The 22,486-nt window shown below is 45.8% G+C and carries 19 protein-coding genes; 9 read left to right on the forward strand and 10 right to left on the reverse strand.

Translation table 11 applies throughout. From position 1 onward, the window contains the following. The first annotated feature begins 70 nt into the window (after positions 1-70). Together AB4482_RS14175 and AB4482_RS14180 are read left to right on the forward strand one after the other, a co-directional pair. Positions 71-1,051: an alpha/beta fold hydrolase gene (locus AB4482_RS14175; RefSeq protein WP_017061023.1), complete on the forward strand. Its 981-nt coding sequence runs from the start codon at positions 71-73 to the stop codon at positions 1,049-1,051. A 182-nt stretch (positions 1,052-1,233) separates the two neighbouring features. After that, positions 1,234-2,061: a Cof-type HAD-IIB family hydrolase gene (locus AB4482_RS14180; protein WP_017061022.1), complete on the forward strand. Its 828-nt coding sequence runs from the start codon at positions 1,234-1,236 to the stop codon at positions 2,059-2,061. Between the two features lie 87 nt (positions 2,062-2,148). Here the strand turns inward: AB4482_RS14180 and AB4482_RS14185 are convergent, their stop codons facing one another. Next, positions 2,149-2,616 carry an EVE domain-containing protein gene (locus tag AB4482_RS14185; protein WP_017061021.1) on the reverse strand — a complete coding sequence of 156 codons (468 nt, stop codon included), beginning with the start codon at positions 2,614-2,616 and terminating at the stop codon, positions 2,149-2,151. Positions 2,617-2,655: 39 nt separating this feature from the next. Between AB4482_RS14185 and AB4482_RS14190 the strand changes: the two genes are divergently transcribed. Together AB4482_RS14190 and AB4482_RS14195 are read left to right on the forward strand one after the other, a co-directional pair. Beyond that, positions 2,656-4,200 carry a COG3650 family protein gene (locus tag AB4482_RS14190; protein WP_372055695.1) on the forward strand — a complete coding sequence of 515 codons (1,545 nt, stop codon included), beginning with the start codon at positions 2,656-2,658 and terminating at the stop codon, positions 4,198-4,200. Between the two features lie 2 nt (positions 4,201-4,202). After that, a complete protein-coding gene (locus tag AB4482_RS14195) occupies positions 4,203-4,799 on the forward strand; it encodes a tRNA-uridine aminocarboxypropyltransferase (protein WP_372128523.1) in 597 nt (198 codons plus the stop codon). 145 nt (positions 4,800-4,944) lie between these two features. Here the strand turns inward: AB4482_RS14195 and AB4482_RS14200 are convergent, their stop codons facing one another. The 8 genes from AB4482_RS14200 to lptM all read right to left on the reverse strand — a co-directional run bounded on the left by AB4482_RS14200 (position 4,945) and on the right by lptM (position 14,927). Continuing rightward, positions 4,945-7,386, reverse strand: coding sequence for an EAL domain-containing protein (locus AB4482_RS14200; protein WP_372181102.1), 2,442 nt, complete (start codon positions 7,384-7,386; stop codon positions 4,945-4,947). A gap of 243 nt (positions 7,387-7,629) precedes the next feature. Further along, complete coding sequence (locus AB4482_RS14205) at positions 7,630-10,128, reverse strand: EAL domain-containing protein (protein WP_017061017.1); 2,499 nt, start codon at positions 10,126-10,128, stop codon at positions 7,630-7,632. 168 nt (positions 10,129-10,296) lie between these two features. After that, entirely contained in the window at positions 10,297-11,013 is a 717-nt protein-coding gene (gene yigB / locus AB4482_RS14210; protein WP_017068593.1) for a 5-amino-6-(5-phospho-D-ribitylamino)uracil phosphatase YigB, read from the reverse strand. Positions 11,014-11,028: 15 nt separating this feature from the next. Continuing rightward, on the reverse strand, positions 11,029-11,961 hold the full coding sequence (gene xerC / locus AB4482_RS14215; protein WP_017061015.1) for a tyrosine recombinase XerC: 933 nt from the start codon (positions 11,959-11,961) through the stop codon (positions 11,029-11,031). Next, positions 11,930-12,628, reverse strand: a complete 699-nt coding sequence (locus AB4482_RS14220) for a DUF484 family protein (protein WP_017061014.1) — start codon at positions 12,626-12,628, stop codon at positions 11,930-11,932. Before AB4482_RS14220 ends, xerC begins: the two co-directional genes overlap by 32 nt. A gap of 44 nt (positions 12,629-12,672) precedes the next feature. Continuing rightward, entirely contained in the window at positions 12,673-13,503 is an 831-nt protein-coding gene (gene dapF / locus AB4482_RS14225) for a diaminopimelate epimerase (RefSeq protein ID WP_017061013.1), read from the reverse strand. Between the two features lie 11 nt (positions 13,504-13,514). Then, on the reverse strand, positions 13,515-14,768 hold the full coding sequence (gene lysA / locus AB4482_RS14230; RefSeq protein ID WP_017066756.1) for a diaminopimelate decarboxylase: 1,254 nt from the start codon (positions 14,766-14,768) through the stop codon (positions 13,515-13,517). Positions 14,769-14,810: 42 nt separating this feature from the next. After that, positions 14,811-14,927 carry an LPS translocon maturation chaperone LptM gene (lptM, locus tag AB4482_RS23075; RefSeq protein WP_017063757.1) on the reverse strand — a complete coding sequence of 39 codons (117 nt, stop codon included), beginning with the start codon at positions 14,925-14,927 and terminating at the stop codon, positions 14,811-14,813. Positions 14,928-15,002: 75 nt separating this feature from the next. Between lptM and cyaY the strand changes: the two genes are divergently transcribed. Continuing rightward, positions 15,003-15,317 carry an iron donor protein CyaY gene (cyaY, locus tag AB4482_RS14240; protein ID WP_017061010.1) on the forward strand — a complete coding sequence of 105 codons (315 nt, stop codon included), beginning with the start codon at positions 15,003-15,005 and terminating at the stop codon, positions 15,315-15,317. A 73-nt stretch (positions 15,318-15,390) separates the two neighbouring features. Here the strand turns inward: cyaY and AB4482_RS14245 are convergent, their stop codons facing one another. Then, positions 15,391-17,919: a class I adenylate cyclase gene (locus AB4482_RS14245; RefSeq protein WP_136977261.1), complete on the reverse strand. Its 2,529-nt coding sequence runs from the start codon at positions 17,917-17,919 to the stop codon at positions 15,391-15,393. A gap of 344 nt (positions 17,920-18,263) precedes the next feature. Between AB4482_RS14245 and hemC the strand changes: the two genes are divergently transcribed. The 4 genes from hemC to AB4482_RS14265 are packed head-to-tail and all read left to right on the forward strand — an operon-like array spanning position 18,264 to position 22,360. Further along, the gene (gene hemC / locus AB4482_RS14250; RefSeq protein ID WP_017061008.1) at positions 18,264-19,202 is read left to right on the forward strand and encodes a hydroxymethylbilane synthase; all 939 of its coding nucleotides are present in this window, start codon (positions 18,264-18,266) and stop codon (positions 19,200-19,202) included. 2 nt (positions 19,203-19,204) lie between these two features. Beyond that, on the forward strand, positions 19,205-19,933 hold the full coding sequence (locus AB4482_RS14255; protein ID WP_136977265.1) for a uroporphyrinogen-III synthase: 729 nt from the start codon (positions 19,205-19,207) through the stop codon (positions 19,931-19,933). 19 nt (positions 19,934-19,952) lie between these two features. Then, positions 19,953-21,179 carry a uroporphyrinogen-III C-methyltransferase gene (locus AB4482_RS14260; RefSeq protein WP_017061006.1) on the forward strand — a complete coding sequence of 409 codons (1,227 nt, stop codon included), beginning with the start codon at positions 19,953-19,955 and terminating at the stop codon, positions 21,177-21,179. Continuing rightward, entirely contained in the window at positions 21,179-22,360 is a 1,182-nt protein-coding gene (locus tag AB4482_RS14265) for a heme biosynthesis protein HemY (protein WP_017061005.1), read from the forward strand. The genes AB4482_RS14260 and AB4482_RS14265 overlap by 1 nt, the downstream gene beginning before the upstream one ends. Positions 22,361-22,486 lie beyond the last annotated feature (126 nt).

The raw sequence follows: 22,486 nt of genomic DNA on the forward strand, positions 1-22,486 counted from the left end.
TACTAGTTCTTTAATCTAACAACATTAGTAGCAATAAAGCTCTCACACGCATCAGTTCAGGTAATTTCCCATGGAAAACCACAGCGAAGCCACCTTCCCTTACACTCAAGAACCTCAGTTCGATCATGCGATTAAACACCCGATCAACGCTCTTTGGCAACAAAGAAAAGAGGGGTTTTTAACATCGTCTGGTAAAAAGAAACTGTACTGGTGCAGCCTCACCTCAGAAAAGCACAGCAAAGCTATTGTGATTTCAAATGGCCGTATCGAATGCTGCCAAAAATACCAAGAAATCTTTTATGATTTTTATCAACAAGGCTATGACGTTTATTCATTTGACCACCAAGGTCAAGGCCAGTCTGAACGTATGGTAACAGACTCTGACATTGGTCACATTCATGAGTTTGATGATTATGAATCTGACATGTCTGACGTCATTGCCAGTTTTGATCTCAGTAAGTATTCCAATCGCTACCTGCTCGCACACTCAATGGGCAGCACCATAGCCACTCGCTACCTACAAACCCATCCAGACCACCCGTTTGATAAGGTGACTCTGTGCGCTCCGATGTTTGGTATCAATACCGAGTGGTACCTGAAACCTATCGCGATGATCGTTGGACAAGTGCTTACCGCTTTTTATGCCAAGCCAACTTACGCGCCGGGCCAGCAAGCATATTATTCGAAGCCTTTTGAAAACAACTTACTGAGCCACAGTAAGGTTCGCTATCAGTGGTTCCGCCGCTTATATGACGAGTCTCCATCTTTGCAGGTGGGTGGACCAAGCACGCGTTGGGTGTGGCAAGGGTTAATGGCCGCCAAGCAAGCAATTCAACAAACTCGTCAAATCAAGATCCCTCTGCTATTGATTCAAGCTGGGGATGAAAAGATTGTCAGTAACAGTGCTCAAGTAAAGTTCATCTCTAAGCTGAAGAAAACCAACTCTGATTGTCAGTTTAAGTTGATTGAGGGTTCTAGGCATGAGGTGTTGTTTGAGCAGGATGAATATCGCAATCAAACACTGGATGCGATCAATCAGTTTTTCGCCTAGAGCTAATAGGCTAAGCAACCTACCAAGAAAATAAGCGCTAAAGAGGAAGAGAAGTAAGTGAGCTTTGCCCTCTTTTCTTGCATGAATTTGGCATACAATTTCTACCTAGAGATATTGTAGTTAAAACGATTCTAGCGCTGGCTAGCGTCAATATTGGTTAAGCATTTTGCAATGAGGGTTAAATGAGTATTCCTGCACTAAAAGATTCCGTGAAAATTGTTGCTTCTGATTTAGATGGTACGCTTTTGGCTCCCAACCATCAGCTAAGCGACTTTACCAAGCTAACGCTTAAGAAATTACACGACCAAGGTTATACCTTCATCTTCGCTACGGGTCGTCACCACGTCGATGTGGCGGGTATTCGTCAGATAGCAGGTATTCCGGCGTACATGATCACTTCAAACGGTGCACGCGTGCATGACCAAAACGATCAACTGATGTATAGCCAGAACGTACCTCAGGAACTCGTTCAGCCAGTTATTGATATTGTGCGCCAAGATCCAAACCTCTTTATTCACATGTACCAGAATGAAGATTGGTTACTAGACCGTGAAGATGAAATGTTGGCTAAATTCCACAGTGAGTCTGGCTTTAGCTACAAGCGCTTTGAAGCTGAAAACGCACCAAGCGAAGGCATCGCGAAAGTCTTCTTCACACATCCAGAACAAGACCACGAATATCTCGTCACGTTTGAACAAAAGCTAAGAGATGCTTTTGGCGACAAACTGAACATCGCCTTCTCTACACCTTGGTGTCTGGAAGTGATGGCAGCTGAAGTCTCTAAAGGCCACGCTCTAGACGCTGTTGCAAAATCACTAAACCTGACTCTGGATAACTGTGTTGCCTTTGGTGATGGCATGAACGACGCTGAAATGCTGGCTATGGCGGGTAAAGGTCTAATCATGGGTACATCACATGAGAAAGTGATGAAAGCACTACCTGACAATGAAGTGATTGGCAGTAACGCAGACGATGCCGTTGCTCACTACCTAGAAAAGCATCTGCTCTAATCTCGCTCGTTGAACAGATCTGAATAAATAAAAAGGCAGCCAACTGGCTGCCTTTTTTGAACCTTACGTAAAAAGCTCTCTCTAACGCTATCGAGAACCTAACACTTCTTTGCTTAAGATTGCCTGCCACTCTTGTTCGGTAACCGGCATGATCGATAAGCGATTACCGCGTTTCACCAAGGGCATTTCGGAGAGTTCAGGCATGGCTTTAAGCGTAACCAAAGGAATCAAGCGCTCAGTCACTCGCACAAACTCGACATCCACCATGATCCAGCGTGGGTTATCGGGTGAAGACTTAGGATCGTAGTAATCACTCTCAGGGTCGAACTGAAAGTGGTCTGGGTAGGCTTCTCTGGTTACTTTAGCGATCCCCGCTACGCCAACTTTTTTACATGATGAGTGGTATATCATCACCAGATCGCCAAGCTTGACGTCATCACGCATCATGTTTCGAGCCTGATAGTTGCGTACACCCTCCCAACAAGAGGTTTTTTGTACTCTAAGAGTCTGAATAGAGAAGGTGTCGGGTTCTGTTTTAAATAACCAATATGCCATAATAAATCCAATTAACGGTTGCTCCGAGGAAGATATAACATGAAGGTAATGAAAAACCCAGTGACATGGCTAGTCGCGTTCGCTCTACAAGGCTGTGTTACGGCACCTGATACGCCGCAACAACCTGAACAGCCCCCAGCAAACTTGGATGAGCCACTGAGCATTCAACCGCAAACCTTCATCATGCGTGGTCAGGTGGTGGTTGGCCATGAAAGCCGAACCTTCACTCCTTGCGGTAGCCAACAACAATACTGGTTAGACTTATCTCCAGAGTTAGCGTTAGAAGCACAAGGGCTCTCAACGAGACCTTACCAAGCCTTATATGGCGAGCTGATTGGTCACCTAACCGTGCCGAGCCAAACGGGTTATAACGCAGATTTCACAGCGCGTTTCGTGGTTGACCAAGTGAACATCCTAACCGCAGAGAACCCAGATCGCTGCGTCCAACCGCTGCGCTCAACACGAGTATTTGGTAATGAACCCTTCTGGTCAGCAACCTTCGATAAAGACCAGCTGAAATACACCAAGATGGGCGAACAGCCACAGACCCTCGATATTGAATCAAGCCGCACCACATCGAGCAGCCGTGACTACCAATTAGAAGGTAAAGCTGCGCAAGGCAAACTCAACCTTACGAAAGAGAGCTGTAGCGACGGCATGAGCGATTCTATCTATGGATGGCATGCCAAGCTTAACCTCAATGACAGTAACTACAATGGCTGTGCGACGGTCTCTAACCAAGATCCAACGCTGGACTGGAGCGGACTCTACTTCGCTAGCTCAACGCAAAACTCAGGGTTCTCTATCAACCTTGAACTCAACAATGACCACAGTGCTATCACGACTTATTCATACAGCAATGGAGACCCTTCTATTGTTGAACAAGGCTTCTGGCAGCAACTGAACCAAAATCAGGTACAAGTGGTTATGACTCGCCACCAGCAACAATATTTGATCTCCGAGCGCATCTTCACACTCGATAATGGCAAGCTAATCGCTGAAAAAGAGAAAGTGGGCAACGTGGTGTATCCGATTGCCAATGGCGGTCTGGTGCTATTCGAAGCTAAGAGTGCGCAAGCACAAGTAAACACCACCACTAACGTTGATCTAACCGCAAAGCAGGTGAACTCCAGCGATCAGCTTGATCCAAAAGTCGACCAAGCGATCCGCGAATACTTTAAGATCAACAACAACTCACCTGACGACACTAAATACCGCTGGTTAACCTACGACCTCAACGGCGACGGTAAAGAAGAGCTGTTCGCCCAACTCGATTGGTGTGGTTCTGGTGGCTGTACACTGCTAATTTTCGAAAACCATCAAGATAACTGGCGCTTCAATAGCCGAGTGACACTGGTTAAGGGCGACATACGCTTAGGTAAATCGCAAAACCACGGCTGGCAGGATCTGATCTTCAATGTCAGTGGCGGCGGTGCAACACCGGCGAAACACACACTTTCATACTCTGGTGTCAGCTACCCGCTAAACCCAAGTGTCGCTCCAGTTGCAGATGATGCTGATATCAGCGACGTGGTTTTGTTTGCTGATGGTATCTCACCCGCACAAAGTGGAGTTAAGTTGTAAACATGAGTAACCAACAAGCTTGCCATGGTTGTAGCTTCACTCACCAATGTATTTGTCACCTGATACCTAGTGTCGCAAGCCAAATCGATCTTGTACTGCTCACTCATGAGAATGAACTGTCACGCGATACCAATACAGGGAAGCTGCTTCAGCAATCCCTTGATCAGTGTCAGTCCATTGTATGGCAAAGGAAAACACCACCAGCGGAGCTCATCGCACTGCTTGACGATAAAACACGACAACCGTTTCTTTTATTCCCAAGTGATCAAAGTGTCGAGTGCCAGCAAGCTGTAATGACCCAAGCCCAGAGCCGTAAGCCACTATTCATCATCTTGGATGGCACATGGCAAGAAGCGAAGAAGATGCTTAACAAGAGCTCGTGGTTACAAGCCGTTCCGCAAGTTCACCTCGATATTACCAGCGAATCTTCATACACCTTGCGCCGCAACCAAGACAGTGGCCACTTGTGTACTTGTGAAGTGGGTATTGAGTTACTCAAATCTTTAGGTGAAAGTGAATCTGCCAAGCTCATTGATGACTACTACCAGCATTATCTAAAAGTGTTCCACGCCGACAAGTGTGGCCACGCCCTCAAATAGACCAAGCAGGCGCGCGGGAAGGTAAAAACACATTTCGGGACGAGACAGACACTAAAAACAAAAAGGGTGAGCCATAAGCTCACCCTTTTTACATCGTATTTTCGTTATTGAGCCAACCAGTGTTTCACGTGAAACGCTCGCTCCATCAAAACAAACGCTGAGGTTGACCAAAGTAATACCCTTGCAAGTAATCGACCCCCATGTCTTCAGCAATACGGCACACCTGCTCATTATGAACGAACTCCGCCACCGTCTTAGCATTCAGAATCTGGCATAAGCTCACCAACTGCTGAGCGATCTTGCGCTGCTTTTTATCTTTATCAATATTGCGAATCAAACTGCCATCAAGCTTGATCACCTGTGGTTCTAGCTTCAATATCTCATCAATGTTCGAATAGCCCGAACCAAAGTCATCAACAATAATATTCACACCAAGATCGCGGAAGTGATTACACACCTCAATCAAGCGACCGTAATCCTGAATTTGTTCCGTTTCTAACACCTCCAAGCCAATACGCTGTGGGTGACTGATTTTCTTGATCGCTTGTTCAAGGTGAAGAATGGTTTTCTCATTGCTGAAATCTTGTGGCGCTAAATTAATTGAGAACGAATCGGTTCGCTGACTCATAAAATCGAAGGTGCGCGTTATCATCTGACGACTGAGGCGTGTATAGAGATGGGTTCCTTCAATGATTGGCAAGAACTTACCCGGTGCAATTAACTGACCGTCCTCTTCAATTCGAACCAAACACTCGTAGCTCTCTACCTGATGACTGTGTGCTGAAACTATGGGCTGAGAGCACGCCACAATATTCTGATTAAGCACCGCGCGACTCACGCACGACAGCCAACCAAGTTGCTCTTGGCGATGCTTCTCCAATTGAATGAGTGCCTTGGCGCTCACTAGGTGCTTGTTCTGGCTGACAGCGCTGCGCCTCGCATCAATCGCCTTCAACAATAAGTCATCAATAGAGGTAGTCGGGAAATCTCGACGGCTGGCGATACCCGCACAGATAGACACCGACAAGTAATCAATATCGGGTAAACCGGTAGGCTCAAAATTCACATGCTCGGTTTGATCGGCAAATTCCGAGAATCGCTGATGAATATGTTCTTGGCTCGCCCAGCTATCAAACACCACCGCCCACTCACCAATACCGATACTGTAGAGCTGACAACCCTCATCAAAGAACTGCCACAGCGCCTTTTGAAAGTACTCACTCAAATCATGTAAAAGCTTGTCACCCACTCGATAGCCATACTTCTCATTGATCTGACCAAAGGTCGTGACCTTCAAAGCTAACAAGTGGCTGTCACTGCTCATTTTCGACAGCTTCTCACGCAACACACTGCGATTGGGTAAACCAGTACGGAGATCAATTCGGTAGCTTGCCGTCAATGCAGTGGCTTGCTGCTGAATCTTACTCGCCATACTGTTATTCATATCATCGACATCAAGCAGTGCATTTCGGATCAATGAAAACAGAGGGGATATATTGGTAGCGGGTTGTGTCTCTAATGGCAATACTGCCTTACCCTTACCCTTACCCTCACCCTCTTTAAGCGCAAGGTAAGTGAGGCTATGGTGCAAGATTCGCTGTTGGCTATTCTCTTGATAAAGTTCTCCCATGCAGTAAACGCCATAGCTGTCGGCCAATTTTTGGAAAACCTCTACCTCTTGGTTGCCATCGATAAAGTCGATGCGAGAGGTGCAGTTGTAAATGAAGAACTGTTCTGGCCTATGAGAGGCGATCTGCTGCACGCCCAGTCGTATCTGCTCTAAGGTCAGTGATGGATGGTCATAACAAAACCGGACCTCATCGCCCACTTGGAACAGGCCGCTGAATTCTATCTCTCCACTTTCCGTTACCTTGAGCGGTAAGTGAATGTTTTGCTCTTTCGGGTCACCGACCATCAAGGGAAAGTTATGCAGTTGCTCAAAAGGCACTTCGAGGCCATCAGCGAGGTAACGATTGTAGAGTTCGCGAACAGGCATCCCATCCAGTTCCAACAACCGGTTCTCTTGAGCACCTGTCACTCGAAAAGTTCGACCAATCGGATTCCATTCAGTGTAGTAACCCTTAGCGATGGAGAGCTCAACACTGTGCAGCGCCAACATCACATAGGCATTTTCATAGCAAATGCCGTCTAACATCACCCATCGCCCATTATCTGTGATGGTCGATGCACCGCCACAGATCGGTAATGAATACATCGACTGCTCAAACGCTGAAAATAGATCTCGGTTATTTATCTGCAAGCGGTCTGCGAAACAGATGATGCTTTGAGTATTATCATTGCACTCAAGCTGTTGCCACATAGCGTGGCTATCGAGCAATGGTTGTTCGCTATATTCGACAACACCACAAGAGTAAGACATCGCGTCAAAGCGGGTAACAATCAGATAAAGACCTTGGTGCAGGATGACACCTTGACTAATGTAGTGGTTAGCACTGCAACCAATCAATTTGGCATTGGGAAAAGTCGATTGAATCACTTGGCAGGCAGCCAAAACAGAACCTTTCTCGAAAGACGAAAACACCTGAATCAGTAGGCTTTCATGTTGATGAAAATCTATCTTTTCCAATTCACGTTGGGTTTACTCAATGTCTTGTATCAGGAGAGAAGTCGACTGCATATTCACATTAATCGTTACGTTAATGATTTATTATTGTGCTTATTATAGATAAGGCTTGCACGGAATACTTGCGATCGCGTTATGAATAATGTGACCTTAGTTAGACATCATTCATTCCGCCAAAAAGCAGTCATTAATGGCGGCGCAGTACTTTTATAGCCAGTCGTTACACAATGCGGGAAGCTTTAACTGCTAAAACAGTCGCTTAGGCTCACCGAAGTAGTAACCCTGCAGATAATCGACACCCATTTGCTCTGCTATCTCACAAACCTGTTGGTTATGGACAAATTCAGCGACCGTTTTGGCATTGAACACTTGGCACAAACGAATCAACTGAGAGGCTATGTTTCTTTGTTTTTGATCTTTGTCGATATTACGAATCAAGCTACCGTCGAGCTTAATGATCTGTGGCTCAAGCTTAATGATTTCCTCGATGTTGGAGTAACCAGAGCCAAAGTCATCAACAATGATTCTCGCCCCGAGAGCACGGAAGTGATCACACACCTCAATCATGCGACCATAATCTTTAATCTGCTCAGACTCGAGAACCTCTAGGCCAAGTCGAGTGGGATCGTTCATAGCACTGATGGCGGTCTCGAGCACCTCAAGCGTCTTGTCGCTCAACAAATCTTGCGGGGATAGGTTGATAGAAAATGGGCTTTGCTTATCCGCCATATAACCTATGGTGTTCTTAATCATGTGTCGGCTGAGGCGAGTGTAAAGGTGCGTGTCGGCAATGATAGGTAAGAACTTACCTGGTGGCACAATGGTACCGTCTGACTCCATGATTCTGACCAAGCACTCTTGGCCAATCATTTCGTGCGTAACCGACTCCACAATTGGCTGGGAATAAGTGATGATGTTCTGATCTAAAATCGCACGACTTACACAGCTCAGCCAGCCTAGTTGCTCTTTGCGATCTTCTTCACTCACCTGAATGTCTTTAGCATTGGTGATGTGGGTATTGTTACGTACTCCATAGCGTCGAGCTTCGATCGCTTTCAATAAGATCTGGTCACCACTGTCGGTTAAGAAGTCACAACGACTAGCAAAGCCGCCACACAGAGAAACTGACAGGTAATCAATATCAGCCAAACCATATGGCTCAAAATTTATGTGTTCGATGTCATCGGCGAACTCAACGAAACCTTCTTTTATTTTCGTACTACCAACACTAGCATTGAAGATAATCGCCCACTCTCCAACACCAATACTGAATAGCTCTACCTTCACGCGAGGCTCTTTAACCACACGAAGCTGTAATCGCTCGATAAAGTGATTAGACAGATCGAGTAGCAGCTGATCCCCCACTTGATAACCATACTTCTCGTTAACCTGATGGAAGTTGGTTAGCTTTAAGGTCAGCAGATGTTCACTGAACAGAATCGTATTGAGGCGCTCTTTCAGTACGATACGGTTCGGCAAACCAGTACGCGAGTCAATGCGATAGCTTTCGGTTAAGCGACGCGCTTGTTGATGGAGTTTCTTTTCCATCTGAGTATTCATACTGTCGAGATCAGCGACTGCATTTCTGACTAGGTTAAGCAATGGCGACACGGTTGAGCCACACTGAAAGTCTTCGCAATGAAACTCTTTAATCTCGTCAGACTCGCGCATAGCGATATAAGTCAAGCTGTGGTGCAGTATCTCTTGGCGGTCTTCATTACGGTATAGCTCCCCCATGCAGTAGGCACCACATGTATTCACTATCCCTTCAAATGGCTTGAGCTCAAGTTTACTGTCGATAAATTCAAGTCGAGATACGCAGTTATAAATGATCACCGATTCAGGCTGATGCATGGCTAGCATCTCGGCACCGTGGTGCACCTTTTCTGCAGTGAGCGATGGGTGGTTATAACAAAACTGCGCCTCTTCACCGACATGCCAAGGGCTATCAAACTCAATACTGCCATCATCATTAATACGTAGCGGCGTCGAGATACCCTTCTTTCTGCCAAGTTCTCGATAAAGTGGAAAGCTCATCAGTTGACTAAAAGGAAGGTCTTTGCCATCCGCAAGGTAATGTTTGAATACTTCAATAGCCGGCTTGTCGTTCAATGCGTATAAGCGATTTCCGATTGCGTGTGTGACTCGTAGCTTCATCCCAATCGGGTTCCACTCAGAGTACGCGTCCGACCAAACCTTCAATCTTGGGTTAGTCAGAGCCACAGCAACACAGGCGTGCTGGTAGGTTTGCTCGTTATACATAACCCAACGGCCAAATTCATTCTCATGGCACAGTCCACCAGCTATCGGCAAGGCGTAAGGCAAATTTTCAAAAGCGCTATAAATAGGATAATCACGCCCTTCAACCTGATCGCACAAGCTGATGACCGTTTTGGTTTCTTCTGTAAGGCGCAGCTGAAAAGCTAAGTCTTGGCTGTCTTGATTTGGATTGCCGGAAAAAGGCTGGACCGCAGAGGTTAGATGGGTTTCGTTGAACTCACTGATGATGACTAAGGTGCATGCACTTTCAAGGCAATTATCACAGATAACATGACGAGCACTCTGGCCAATTAGCGTCGCATTATTTAAACGATTGAGGGCAACACCCGCGATTTGACGAGCTAGATCTGAAGATTGAGCTGAGAAAATTTGAATAAGGTACTGTTTGCTGTCACACCATTCTCGCTGATCAAATTGAGCTCTAAATAACGCCTCAGTATTTGCGAGAAATGTAAATGTTTGCATGCCAACCCTTGTTCAAAATCGAGTGAAGTAACAACCCGCAACCACTGCTATGACTGAAATGAATCGATAAAAAGTAGTCGCCAATTATCCTAGCCTAATCAGGCTTTTATAGGCGACTAATGTAACAATTCAATAGCATAAATGCGACACAATAAGCTTACCGAGCCATTAAATTAGTCGCATAAGATCGCTAAGTTGGTCTATTTCAACATCAGGGAGCACACTCGCCTTCGGGGAGCGGTATAAATTGGAACCAGTGTCATTAAACCAGCACGCTTGGAAGCCATTTTGCTTGGCTCCATAGACATCCGTTTTGAGGTGATCGCCAACATGAAGAATATTCTCAGCGTCACAACCTAGGTGTTGCTGAGCTTTTTCAAACATATCTGGATAGGGTTTTGCTCTGCCATCAGGGCCGGCTTTAAGGATTAATTGAAAGTACAGCCCTAAGCCAATTTTGTGTGGATCGACATTGCCATTGGTAATCGCAACCAGAGGAATACGTTGGCTAAGTTCAGTCATCACTCGATGCGTTTCTTGAGGGACATCGACTTGATTACGCAACCACAAGGCATGCTCAATGCCCTCTCGAGCCGCTTGCTCTGCTTGCTGCAGAGAGTAACCCAATTGCAGCAAACCACTCTTAATCTGAGTTTCACGCCACACGGTGACATCATGTTTCAAAGCTGGGTTTTCAGATGCGACTTGCTGCTTAATGCCCTGCCACTCTTCAAGCGATAAAGAAGCCGACACTGGGTGCTTTTGATAAAGCCACTGTGCCATCTCTTTCTCAACCTTCATGATCACAGGCCAGTTGTCATACAGGGTGTCATCCAAGTCAAAGGTCATGGCTTTGATGGGCTTTAACCCTCGATAAATTCGCATAGTAAACCCTTTAATCTAATCTTTATTCTTCTTACGAGCTCTCGGGTGAGCCTGATCATAAGCTTGTGCTAAGTGTTGGAAATCTAAGTGGGTATACACTTGGGTCGTCGAGATGTTTTCATGGCCAAGCAACTCTTGCACAGCACGAAGATTTTGGCTCGATTCCAGCACATGCGTTGCAAAGGAGTGACGCAGTTTATGCGGGCTGATGTGGCTCGCGACAGATTGCTTCTTGCCCCACTCTTCCATGCGCTTTTGCACGCTGCGGTGAGAGATACGAGTCCCGAGCTTAGAGACAAACAGCGCGGTTTCACCCGGTGAAGCCAATTCACCACGAACTTTGAGCCATTTATCGACCCACTCTTTAGCTAAACCAGAAAAAGGCGCTTTACGTTCTTTGTCGCCTTTACCAATCACTCGGATTTCGCCTTGTCGACCCAACACATCTTTCAGATTGATGCCGACCAGTTCTGCCAGTCGTAATCCAGCACCATACATCACCTCCATCATCGCTCGATCACGAATCGACAATGGATCGTCCTCATTCACATCAAGCAGTTGACCCACTTCATCAACATCGAGGTTTTTAGGCAAAGGGCGTTGTTTGCGAGGTGCAGAGACACCTTTGGCTGGATTGGCGGTCATTTCGCCACGCAACACAAGGAAATCAAAGAAGCTGCGCAGTGACGATAAGCGCGTTGCAATGCTGCTCGCTTTCATTCCCTCACGCATGCCTTTACTGGCCAGTTGTCTGACCCACGCCGCATCGACTTGACCCCAATCCTTTAGCCCTAGAGTGACTAAATGACCGGCCATGGTTTCAAGTTGTTGTTTGTAATTACGTTGGGTGTGTAGGCTGAGTCCCTTCTCGCTTCGGAGATATTCATAGAAGCGAGAAAGTGGCTTTTGAAGGCTGTTAGGAAGAGGTATTTTGGGCTCTAGGCTCATTATTTATCTGCCAAGGTAAGGTGTCCGCCAAATGAGCGACAACAAGTGCTAAATGGCGTAAAAAGAGCGTATCCATATGGGGTTGGAAATGTCCGCCATCTTCACTAGAAAAGGCGAGCAAACCCAATGGAGACTGCTTAGCAAGCGGTAGTACTACATAAGAGCCTAGCTCTGGAACTGGATAATCACCAAACAAATCGTGTCTGTCGGCTTTTCTCAAGCGTCCAAGATAAGCATCTTTGCCATTGAAATGGTTAAGCGAAAACTTAGAGTAACCCTCAGCACTCAACTGATAAAAGCCAGATTGCGAAAGAATACGAACATGAGCCTTAAGCCCAAGATCTAACGCTTTTTGTTCAACGGCTTTTATCACCTGCATGAAGTCACTGCATTTCAGCACTTGCGCTTGCAGATCCATAAACTCATAGAAGGTTTTATCGTTATTTGCTGCCAACGACATCAAGCCAGTGATCTCTTCTTCAAGCTCTTCGATTCGATGACGTTGGCGTTTAAGCTGAACCTCAACCAGAGAAACAGCGCCCTGCTCAACGTTATTGATAGCAAGGCGATCAACCAAATCTTTTCGGTCTTGGAAAAAATCTGGGTTATCACGTAAATATTCCGCGACCACTTCTGCGGTGAGTGCGTCGGCTTCAACGTAAGACAAAACCTATCCTTTATTTTTATGAATATATTTGTTTTGGGTCGTTATTAGCAAGAAAGTTGACCATCAAACACATGCGTTGCAGGGCCGGTCATAAACAGAGGTTTACCCGGGCCTTGCCAGCTAATGTGTAAGTCACCGCCTGGTAGACGAACCTTCACATTCTCAGCCAGTAAGCCTTGAGTGATACCCACTGCAACTGCGCCACACGCTCCGCTACCACATGCCTGAGTTTCACCCGCGCCGCGTTCGTAAACACGTAGACGAACTTCTTCACGGTTAACGACCTGCATAAAGCCAGCATTAACACGCTCAGGGAAACGTTCATGTGATTCAAGTAGTGGGCCTAAGGTGTCCACATCAGCCGTGTCGACGTCATCAACCACGGTAACCACATGTGGGTTACCCATGCTTACCGCACCACAGAATAAGGTGTGTACATCCGTTCTTAGGATATACGTCTTCTCTGGCTGCTTGGCCTTGAATGGAATCTTGCCGGGTTCGAACTCAGGAATGCCCATGTTCACCGTGATCAGGTCATTCTCTTCAATCTTGAGAACCATTTTACCTTTCTTGGTACTCACGTTGATGCTGTACTTATTCGTTAAGCCTTTCATGCGAACGAATCGTGCAAAACAACGTGCACCATTGCCACACTGCTCCACTTCACTGCCATCCGCATTGAATATGCGGTAATGGAAATCAGTTTCTGGATCATAGGGAGCCTCAACCACAAGTAGCTGATCAAAGCCCACGCCAGTGTGACGATCCGCCAAGCGACGGATCAAATCTGGAGAAAAGAAAATATTTTGAGTAATGCAGTCCACGACCATGAAATCATTGCCCAAACCATGCATTTTAGAAAAGTGGAAGTGCATAACGCTTAAAATTACTCCGGAAGAATGTTTTCAAGTTCCCACAGACTCGTAAGCTCTTCACGCTGACGAACCAAGTGAGTTTTATCGCCATCCACCATCACTTCAGCCGCACGCGAACGAGTGTTGTAGTTAGATGACATCGCGAAGCCATAAGCACCCGCTGAACGAACCGCTAGCAGATCACCTTCTTCAAGAACAAGGTCACGATCTTTACCTAGGAAATCGCCTGTCTCACAGATTGGGCCAACCAAATCGTAAGTCACAGTTTCCCCCTGACGAGGGCTCACAGGAACAATATCCTGCCAAGCTTGGTAAAGTGCTGGGCGCATTAGATCGTTCATTGCTGCATCGATGATGGCAAAGTTCTTGTGCTCTGTTGGCTTGAGGAACTCGACTTTCGTTAATAATACACCAGCGTTAGCAGCAATCGCTCTTCCAGGCTCGAAAATCAGCTCTAGATCAGAATGATTGTCTAGGCGAGCCAATAAGGCTTTCGCGTAGTCAGAAGGCTGTGGTGGTAATTCATCACGATAAACCACACCCAAACCGCCACCGACATCAAGGTGTTTGATGTTGATACCGTTAGCACGTAGCTGGTCGATCAGCGCAAGCAGGCGATCGGTTGCATCGATGAAAGGTTCGATATCTGTTAACTGAGAACCAATGTGGCAATCAATACCATGGATAGACAAGTTATCGAGTGTTTTTGCAAACTCATAGACAGCAGGAGCACGGTCGAAAGCGATACCAAACTTGTTATCACGCAGACCAGTAGAGATATAAGGGTGAGTGTTCGCATCAACGTCTGGGTTGATACGCAGTGAAATCGGCGCTTTAACACCAAGCTCACCAGCTACTTTATTCAGTCGCTCTAGTTCTGGTTCAGACTCTACGTTGAAACACTTAATGTTCAACTCAAGCGCACGCTTCATTTCAGCGGCTGTTTTACCGACACCAGAGAATACAACTTTTGCTGGATCGCCACCGGCAGCAACCACACGCTCTAGCTCACCGCCAGAAACGATATCGAAGCCAGAGCCCAAACGAGCCAAAGTATTCAACACGCCAAGGTTTGAGTTAGCTTTAACGGCATAACACACCAAGTGCGGATGCTCACCAACCGATGAATCAAACGCATTCCAGTGGCGTTCTAATGTTGCACGAGAATATACATACAGCGGTGTACCATATTGCTCTGCTAGTTGTGAAAGTGCGACGTCCTCAGCCCAAAGCTGGCCATCTTCCTGATAGTTGAAGTAATCCAAAGTTCTTATCCCTTATAAATAACGATTTCTGCGTGTTTTCACTTATTGTGATTGTTCGGTTTGCTGAACTTCATCAGGATCGTACAAAGGACCCGTTTGACCACAACCAGAAAGTCCAATAACGGACATCATAAATAGAGCAGCAATTAATTTTTTCATTTTGCATATCGTGATTATTAACTCAATGCCCCCTATAATCGCACCACACTCAGGAAAAGCAATAGGATAGAAAGGATGAACGAGACTGAATTTCATCAGCTGGTCGATATACAGATGCAAAACATCGAAGAAGCTATCGATGAATCAGAGGCAGATATTGATTACGAAGTGACTGGTAACGTGATGACGCTGGAGTTTGAGAACCGCAGCCAAATCATCATTAACCGCCAAGAACCAATGAAAGAAATCTGGTTAGCGTCTAAATCTGGTGGCTTTCACTTCAAGCTAGTTGACGACAAGTGGACATGTTCAAAGACGGGCATGGAGCTGTTTGAGATGGTTAAAGAAGAATGCGTGAAGCACGCAGGTGAAGCGATCGATTGGGTCTAATCATTTGTAAGCAAAAACTAAAAAGGAGTGAATCAATCACTCCTTTTTTTAAAATCAATCGGGCTTAGTAAGACTAGATGTTAACTATCTTTGAGCTCCGAGAAGCTAAAGTTGCATCGTTACGATAAGGCACAACGTAAGAATTGCCTTCTTCAGGATGAACGATTTGGTAGTACTGAGGTAGGTTAAAGTTAATCAACTTAGACGACATCTTCGACTCATCTTTTACCGATGTGTAGAAAGAATTCACGCTCGCGATCATCTCATCTTTTTCACCGCTGTACTGGTGGTAGACCTCAACTTGGTTCGACTCGTCCAATACATAAATATTGAAGCCTTTGTCGGTATCTTCGAAAAAGAACTGAATCAAGCCCTCACTCGCAAAACCATCCACCACTTCTGGTAGCTGATACTCTTGCTCTTTATCGAGCATCAGTAAAGGTGAGCCCTTTAACTTATTGGTTGAGATGCTACGGTAGAAATCGACCGAGTTTTCCAACATCTGTACCGACACACCACGACGTTCGAAGAACAGACCAAACATCTTATTAGCTAAACGAATAGCCTTAAAGCGGCGGCGCTTCTCGGGTTCAATCGGTTTCAATCGTAAATCGATACACTCAGCAAGCAGTTGATACACCATGTTACGCATCACACCACGCAGGTTTTTGCTGTAACAGAACACATCAACCGATTCTGGCGGTAAAGCATCTTGGTGCATTTTGCCAAGCACCGTCTTCAGCGCATCCAGCATTGCCGTATCACCTTGGAAATGCAGCGTACGTACTTCATGCCAAGAGTTACGATAAACTAAGTCGACACTGCCGACTAAGCTCTTACCTTCCTCACCAAAGCTGAAGATATCGGCGTTCTTGAGGTCCACTTTTAATGCACGACCACTTAATTCAGACGTCGGGTCATTTTCAAAGTTGATGAACATCGCTAGCTGGCTTATCTCACACGGGCTCGCCAGTGCTTGCATACTTGGGCGACGCTTACGCAAAGAAAACGTATTACGCAGGTCGCTCACCATTTGATAGAACTTATCGATATCGATGTGAGCGTCACGTACCACAGAGTGCAAACGTGTCGACTCGGTAATCAAGCCATTAAAAAACGACCATGCTACCAACTTACTCAAGTACTCATGGTGCTCTAGAGAAGGCTGACCAAGAATGCGGTGTGCAACCAGTGGCTGCTTATACAAGTACCAACCTGCTTTATTCGACTGACCCTGACGAACTTCGATGAAGCTCAAGTCGGGTTCATGCAGATCCGGAGAGATTTGTGGGTTCAGCAGTGTCACTTTACCTGGCAATACCTCAAACGCAGCGTAAAGCTTACGTGCCAAGATGCTGATATCTTGTGGACTGATTGCCGAAGTGATGTCGTTACGACGCGCAAATTGAATCAGATTACGATAGCTCAGCATCAAGGCATCAAGCAGTGCATGGTGCACTACTTTAACCTGCTCAACCTTCCAGTTACGGCGGTTATCGAGCTCAGCAATGGTTTCATGTCCCCAATTCCAAGATTTAGTCATCTCGGTTAAGGCTTCACGACGCCACGCAACGGAGCCAATGCCCGCATCTCGTGACAACTTCTCGTGGGTCTTAAGATAAAAACAGCGCCTCACCAAGTCCAATCGAGTATGGTCGTTAATACGCTCTAGGTAGCGCGTTACCTTCTCAAGCATCAGATAGTAACTATCCATGCCATACAGATCCGGTTCATCCGCGAAGAAGCGACGCTTGGTATCAATACTCAGCAGTTGGGTGTTTGGGTATTCCCATGAATAGGCTTCTAACAGGATCGCCTTCAAAACCGATTTATACGGTGAGTCGATACTCTTATAGAGCTGCCACAGGTTTGAACCAAAGTACTCTTCAGCGGGAATGCGATTCAGCTTGCCGAAATCGATCCACTGCGAGCAATCAAGATAGCCATCCTGACACAAACCTTGAACATACTCGTCGTAACACTCTTCCATTTCTGGCGGAATGATTTGCCACAACAAACGCTGACCAGCCAAACGAACCGCAGAGCGATAAAACTCATCAAGCAATAATAAGTGCTGTGAAGAACCACAGTTATCGCCGGTCATCTCTTCTGAATGGTTCGAACGGAAACGCTGTTCATCCATCAAGAAGAAGTTCGCTTCTACTCCCAAGGTTTCAGCCCAATCGGTAATCAAGAGACACTTGTTGGTTAGGCTATCGCGAGAGGCGCCATCCATATCCGGGGAAACACACACCCAGATATCAAGATCACTTGAAGTGCTTTGACCAATAGAAGAAGTACTACCCATGGTGTACAAGCCAAGGATTGCTGGTTCATCCGTCTCGGTGAGTTTGCCACCCAGCGTTAATTCGGTATCAGAGACAAATTGCTTTTGGAATTCATTAAGCGTGAAGCTACGAATTCCAAAAGGAACTTGTTGGTCATAATAACCAGGCATCATCGGGTGATTGAAGTGAAGCAGTGCGGGAATAAGGTTGAATACTCGCTGGCCTTGCACATTCATCAACGCCAACGCACGATCAATGCGCTGCTGATTTAGATTGTCTAATCGTTGAATCAAAGTTTGAGTGTAAGCCTGCAAGGTAAGTCCTTGGTTTGAGGTTAAGTGCAGTTCTGTTTAGTTACTGAACGAAAGGAGCAACAAAACGTGATCAATTTAACACTTTTACCCTTAATGGTAAAGCAAAGGAACCCGTCATACTGGTCAATTCCTTGATGACAGAAAGTTAAACTCACGGCGCCGTAGTGTCCTCTTTATTGACTATTTCTAATAATAGCCCATGTTTCAAATGAGATACTAATCACACTATTTTGGTGAACTCATGAAAATCTCTCAGCTATCAAAGTATGGAATGATCAAACAGTAAGAATTCTCGCCTCATAATGGTAGGATTAGGCTATTACAGAACCTATATCGGAAACACCATGACAAATTCAGCACCAATCCGTATCGCGACCAGAAAAAGCCCTCTTGCCCTTTGGCAGGCATACTTTGTAAGGGATGCACTGCAAGCTGCTCACCCTGGTTTAGAGGTTGAGCTAGTAACTATGGTGACCAAAGGTGACATCATCCTAGACACTCCGCTTGCTAAAGTGGGTGGTAAAGGACTGTTCGTTAAAGAACTTGAAGTAGCCATGCTAGAAGGTCGTGCTGACCTAGCGGTTCACTCAATGAAAGATGTACCTGTCGACTTCCCTGAAGGTCTAGGTCTGGTAACAATTTGTGAGCGAGAAGATCCGCGTGACGCTTTCGTATCAAACACTTACAACAACATCGACGAACTCCCACAAGGTGCTGTCGTGGGTACGTGCAGTCTGCGTCGCCAATGCCAACTGTTAGAATACCGCCCAGATCTGATCATCAAAGAGCTGCGCGGCAACGTTGGTACTCGTCTAGGTAAACTCGATGATGGTCAATACGATGCGATCGTACTGGCTGCTGCAGGTCTTAAACGTCTAGAGCTAGAAGAGCGTATTCGTAGCTTCATCGAACCAGAGCAGTCTCTCCCTGCTGTTGGCCAAGGCGCTGTTGGTATTGAGTGTCGCCTTGATGACGAGCGTCTGATTAAACTCCTTGAACCACTGAATCATAAAGACACGGCTGATCGTGTACTGTGCGAACGTGCAATGAACCTTACCCTAGAAGGTGGCTGTCAGGTTCCTATCGGCAGCTACTCATTATTAGATGGCGAAAACATCTGGCTACGTGCATTAGTTGGTGAACCGGACGGTTCTAAGATGGTTCGTGGTGAGATCTCTGGCCCTCGCAAAGATGCAGAAGCACTTGGCGTGACTCTGGCAAATCAATTGCTGGATGATGGCGCGAGAGAAATCTTAACCAAGCTCTACGTTGACCAAGAATAATCATGACAGTGTTGGTGACTCGTCCCGGTTCAGAGGGACAATCGCTTTGCCAACAACTAGCGGATGAAGGGGTTCAAGCAATCCATCATCCGCTGATTCGTATCGTGGATAATCCCAACTCTGCGGATTTAAGCACCCAGCTTAATAACAGCGATATCATTATTGCAGTCAGTCACCACGCCGTGTCGGCTGCCCAAAGCATCCTTTCAAAAACCTCATCCATTTGGCCTACTTCGCCGCTTTATCTTGGCGTTGGTCAAAAAACTGCGCACGTTTTAAGCAAAGTCTGTAAACAAAAAGTAAACTATCCTCAAGTTAGTGATAGTGAACATCTTCTTAAACTTACTGAACTTAATGGCGTAGAAAATAAGTCCATTTTGATACTACGTGGCAATGGTGGGCGTGAGCTCATTAGGGATTCTCTACTCAATCGAGGTGCACAAGTCTCTTATTGTGAGACCTACCGTAGAGAATATATTCCTATTAGCGACCACAATACCTATCAAACATGGATAAACAAAAAAACGTCCAAAGTTGTCATCACTAGTCAGGAACAATTGGAGTATCTCTGCTCAATTACCCCTGATGAGTATTTGGCTTGGCTTTCAACAAGACATCTATTTGTCCCAAGCCAGCGCATTGTAGAACGAGCACAACAACTCGGCTTCTCGAATGTGACCAATACTCACAGTGCTACGAACCAAATATTACTGGCTGCTCTCCGGCCCTAGCTAGAAACAGGAAATAAGCATGACAAGCAAAAAAAATAATGAGCATATTGAACCTGAAAAGAAACAAGATACTCAGCCAGTAGTTGTTGAAAACGAAAAAGCTGACTCTACAGAGACAAAACAACCTGAACAGAAGCTTGATGCCTCTGCTTCAAATACCGCTAAAAATGAGCAGCCTCAAGCTGAGCATAAAGAGCAAATAGAGAAAGCAGAAAAGCAAGGTAAGCGCGGTGTCAAACTAGGCGCTATTGCGATCGCTATTTCAATTATCTTCAGTGGCGGTATCGCATTTCAAATGCAGCAAAAGAGCGCTGAATACTCGGCTCAAATAGCCGCTCTTCAAGCACAACTTCAAAATACCCAATCTGCGGTAAATAAAGACCTACAAACCATCAAGCAAGAGACTATCCAAGAAGCCTCACACGCGGTGGAGAAAACTCAGGTCGTGCAATCTCAACAGCAGAAGAGCATTCAAAGCCTGCAGTTAGCAGTGGCTGACGTGAAAGGTCGCCGCCCGAATGACTGGTTACTTGCCGAAGCCGATTACCTTGTGAAACTAGCAGGACGTAAACTGTTCCTTGAGCATGATGCCGTTAGCGCAACCAAGTTAATGGAAAGCGCCGATCAACGTATCGCAGCACTGAATGACCCGAGCTTAGTGTCACTGCGTCAATCAATGACCAATGACATTACCAAGCTTCGCACTATTCCTCTGATCGACCGTGACGGCTTAGTTCTGCGTATCACAAGCTTGCAACAGCAAGTCGATACACTGCCGCTTGCCAATGCGATTCTTCCGGAAGCTGCGGTTGTTGAGAAAAAAGCGGTATCGCAAGATATTAATGATTGGCAGAACAACCTGATGACGTCGATGAAAGACTTCTCAGAAAACTTCATCACATTCCGCAGTCGTGATGGCGAAGTTATCCCTCTACTATCACCAGAACAGCACTTCTACCTGCGTGAAAACATCAAAGGTAAATTAGAAACCGCGATTCGCGCCGTCTACAAAGAACAAGGTGAACTCTATAGCGCAGCTCTTAATACCGCTAGCGAGTGGTCGAAAGCTTATCTAAATCAAGATAACAACTCAGTGATTGAATTTGAGAAAGCGATTAAACAGCTAAGTGAACAGAACATCTCTGTGAAATACCCTGTAAAGCTTGAGTCTCAAAATGAGTTGTCAGATGTGATACGTGAGCGCCTACGTCGTGAAGTCACCGTTATGACCACGGAGGAAAAATAATGATTCGTTGGATTTTTCTTTTTCTCGTTCTAGGTGCTGGGTTAATTGTTGGTACTCAGTTCTCTGGTCAACAAGGCTACGTTCTGATCTCAATTGCGAATAAGACCATTGAGATGAGCGTGACAACACTGGTTATCTTCGTCATCGCTCTTCTAGCGGCTCTATTCGGCTTAGAGTACCTATTTAAAAAGCTTATGTACGCGAGCTCGACAACTTGGAATTGGTTCAGTGTTCGTAAATTGAAACGCTCTCGTCGTTATACCAATGAAGGCATCATCAAGCTGCTTGAAGGTGACTGGAAAGGCGCTGAGAAGAAGGTAACACGTTGGGCTAACCATCACGACATGCCTCTACTTTGTTATTTAGTCGCTTCTCAAGCGGCACACGAACAAGGTAATACAAGTGAGCGAGATAAGTACATCGAGCTTGCTAGCCAACAGGACGACTCTCTACTAGCGGTTGAGCTAACTAAAGCTAAACAGCAAATCAGCGAGTCAAACTACGAAGCTGCATTCGATACACTTTCGACCCTAAAAGGCACATACCCTAATAACACTGCTGTACTTGGCCTGTTAAAAGCCACTTACTTGCAACTGAAGTTATGGCAGCCATTGCTAGAGTTAACTCCTAAATTAGTTAAGAACAAACTTCTAACAGCTGATGAGCAACGTGAATTAGAACAGAAAGCACAATGTGGGCTACTTCATGATGTGGCACAACAGCAAGGTAGCGAAGGTTTAATCAGCCATTGGAACAAGCTTTCAAGAAAACAGAAACAAAGTTCGCACCTTGTATCCTGCTTTGTGAAGCAACTTATCGCTCGCAAAGCTGACTCAGAAGCCTTCACTGTGATCAAAGAGAACATTGCAAAGAGTGGGTCAAATGAACTCTACATGTTGCTTCCAGAGCTGAACTTATCCGATCACCACCCAGTAGTGGTCATGCTAGAACGTGCAATTAGTAAAGACAGTGGTAATGCCGAAGCACACAGCGCGCTGGCTCAGTTCTACTTAAGAGAGCAGAAGTGGGCGGAAGCACAAAGCCACTTCGAAAAAGCCCTAGCACTTCGCTCAAATGTTTCAGATTACGGATACCTATCCGACGCACTAGAGAAGCAAAACTTGACGAAAGCAGCTCATGAGGTTTCTCGTAAAGCGCTCGCTCTAGTTCAGCCAGCTTAAGTCAAAACAACTCAAACTAAGCCGATGCCAAGCATCGGCTTTTTTATATCTGTTGTTTATCCCCAAATAACTTCAACGATACTTATAAACCATAATCTATCGAGTCTTTATACCAATTAAAGTAAA

Origin of the sequence: Vibrio sp. 10N.222.55.C7, from assembly GCF_041473335.1 — a bacterium.
Lineage (GTDB): Bacteria > Pseudomonadota > Gammaproteobacteria > Enterobacterales > Vibrionaceae > Vibrio > Vibrio crassostreae_C.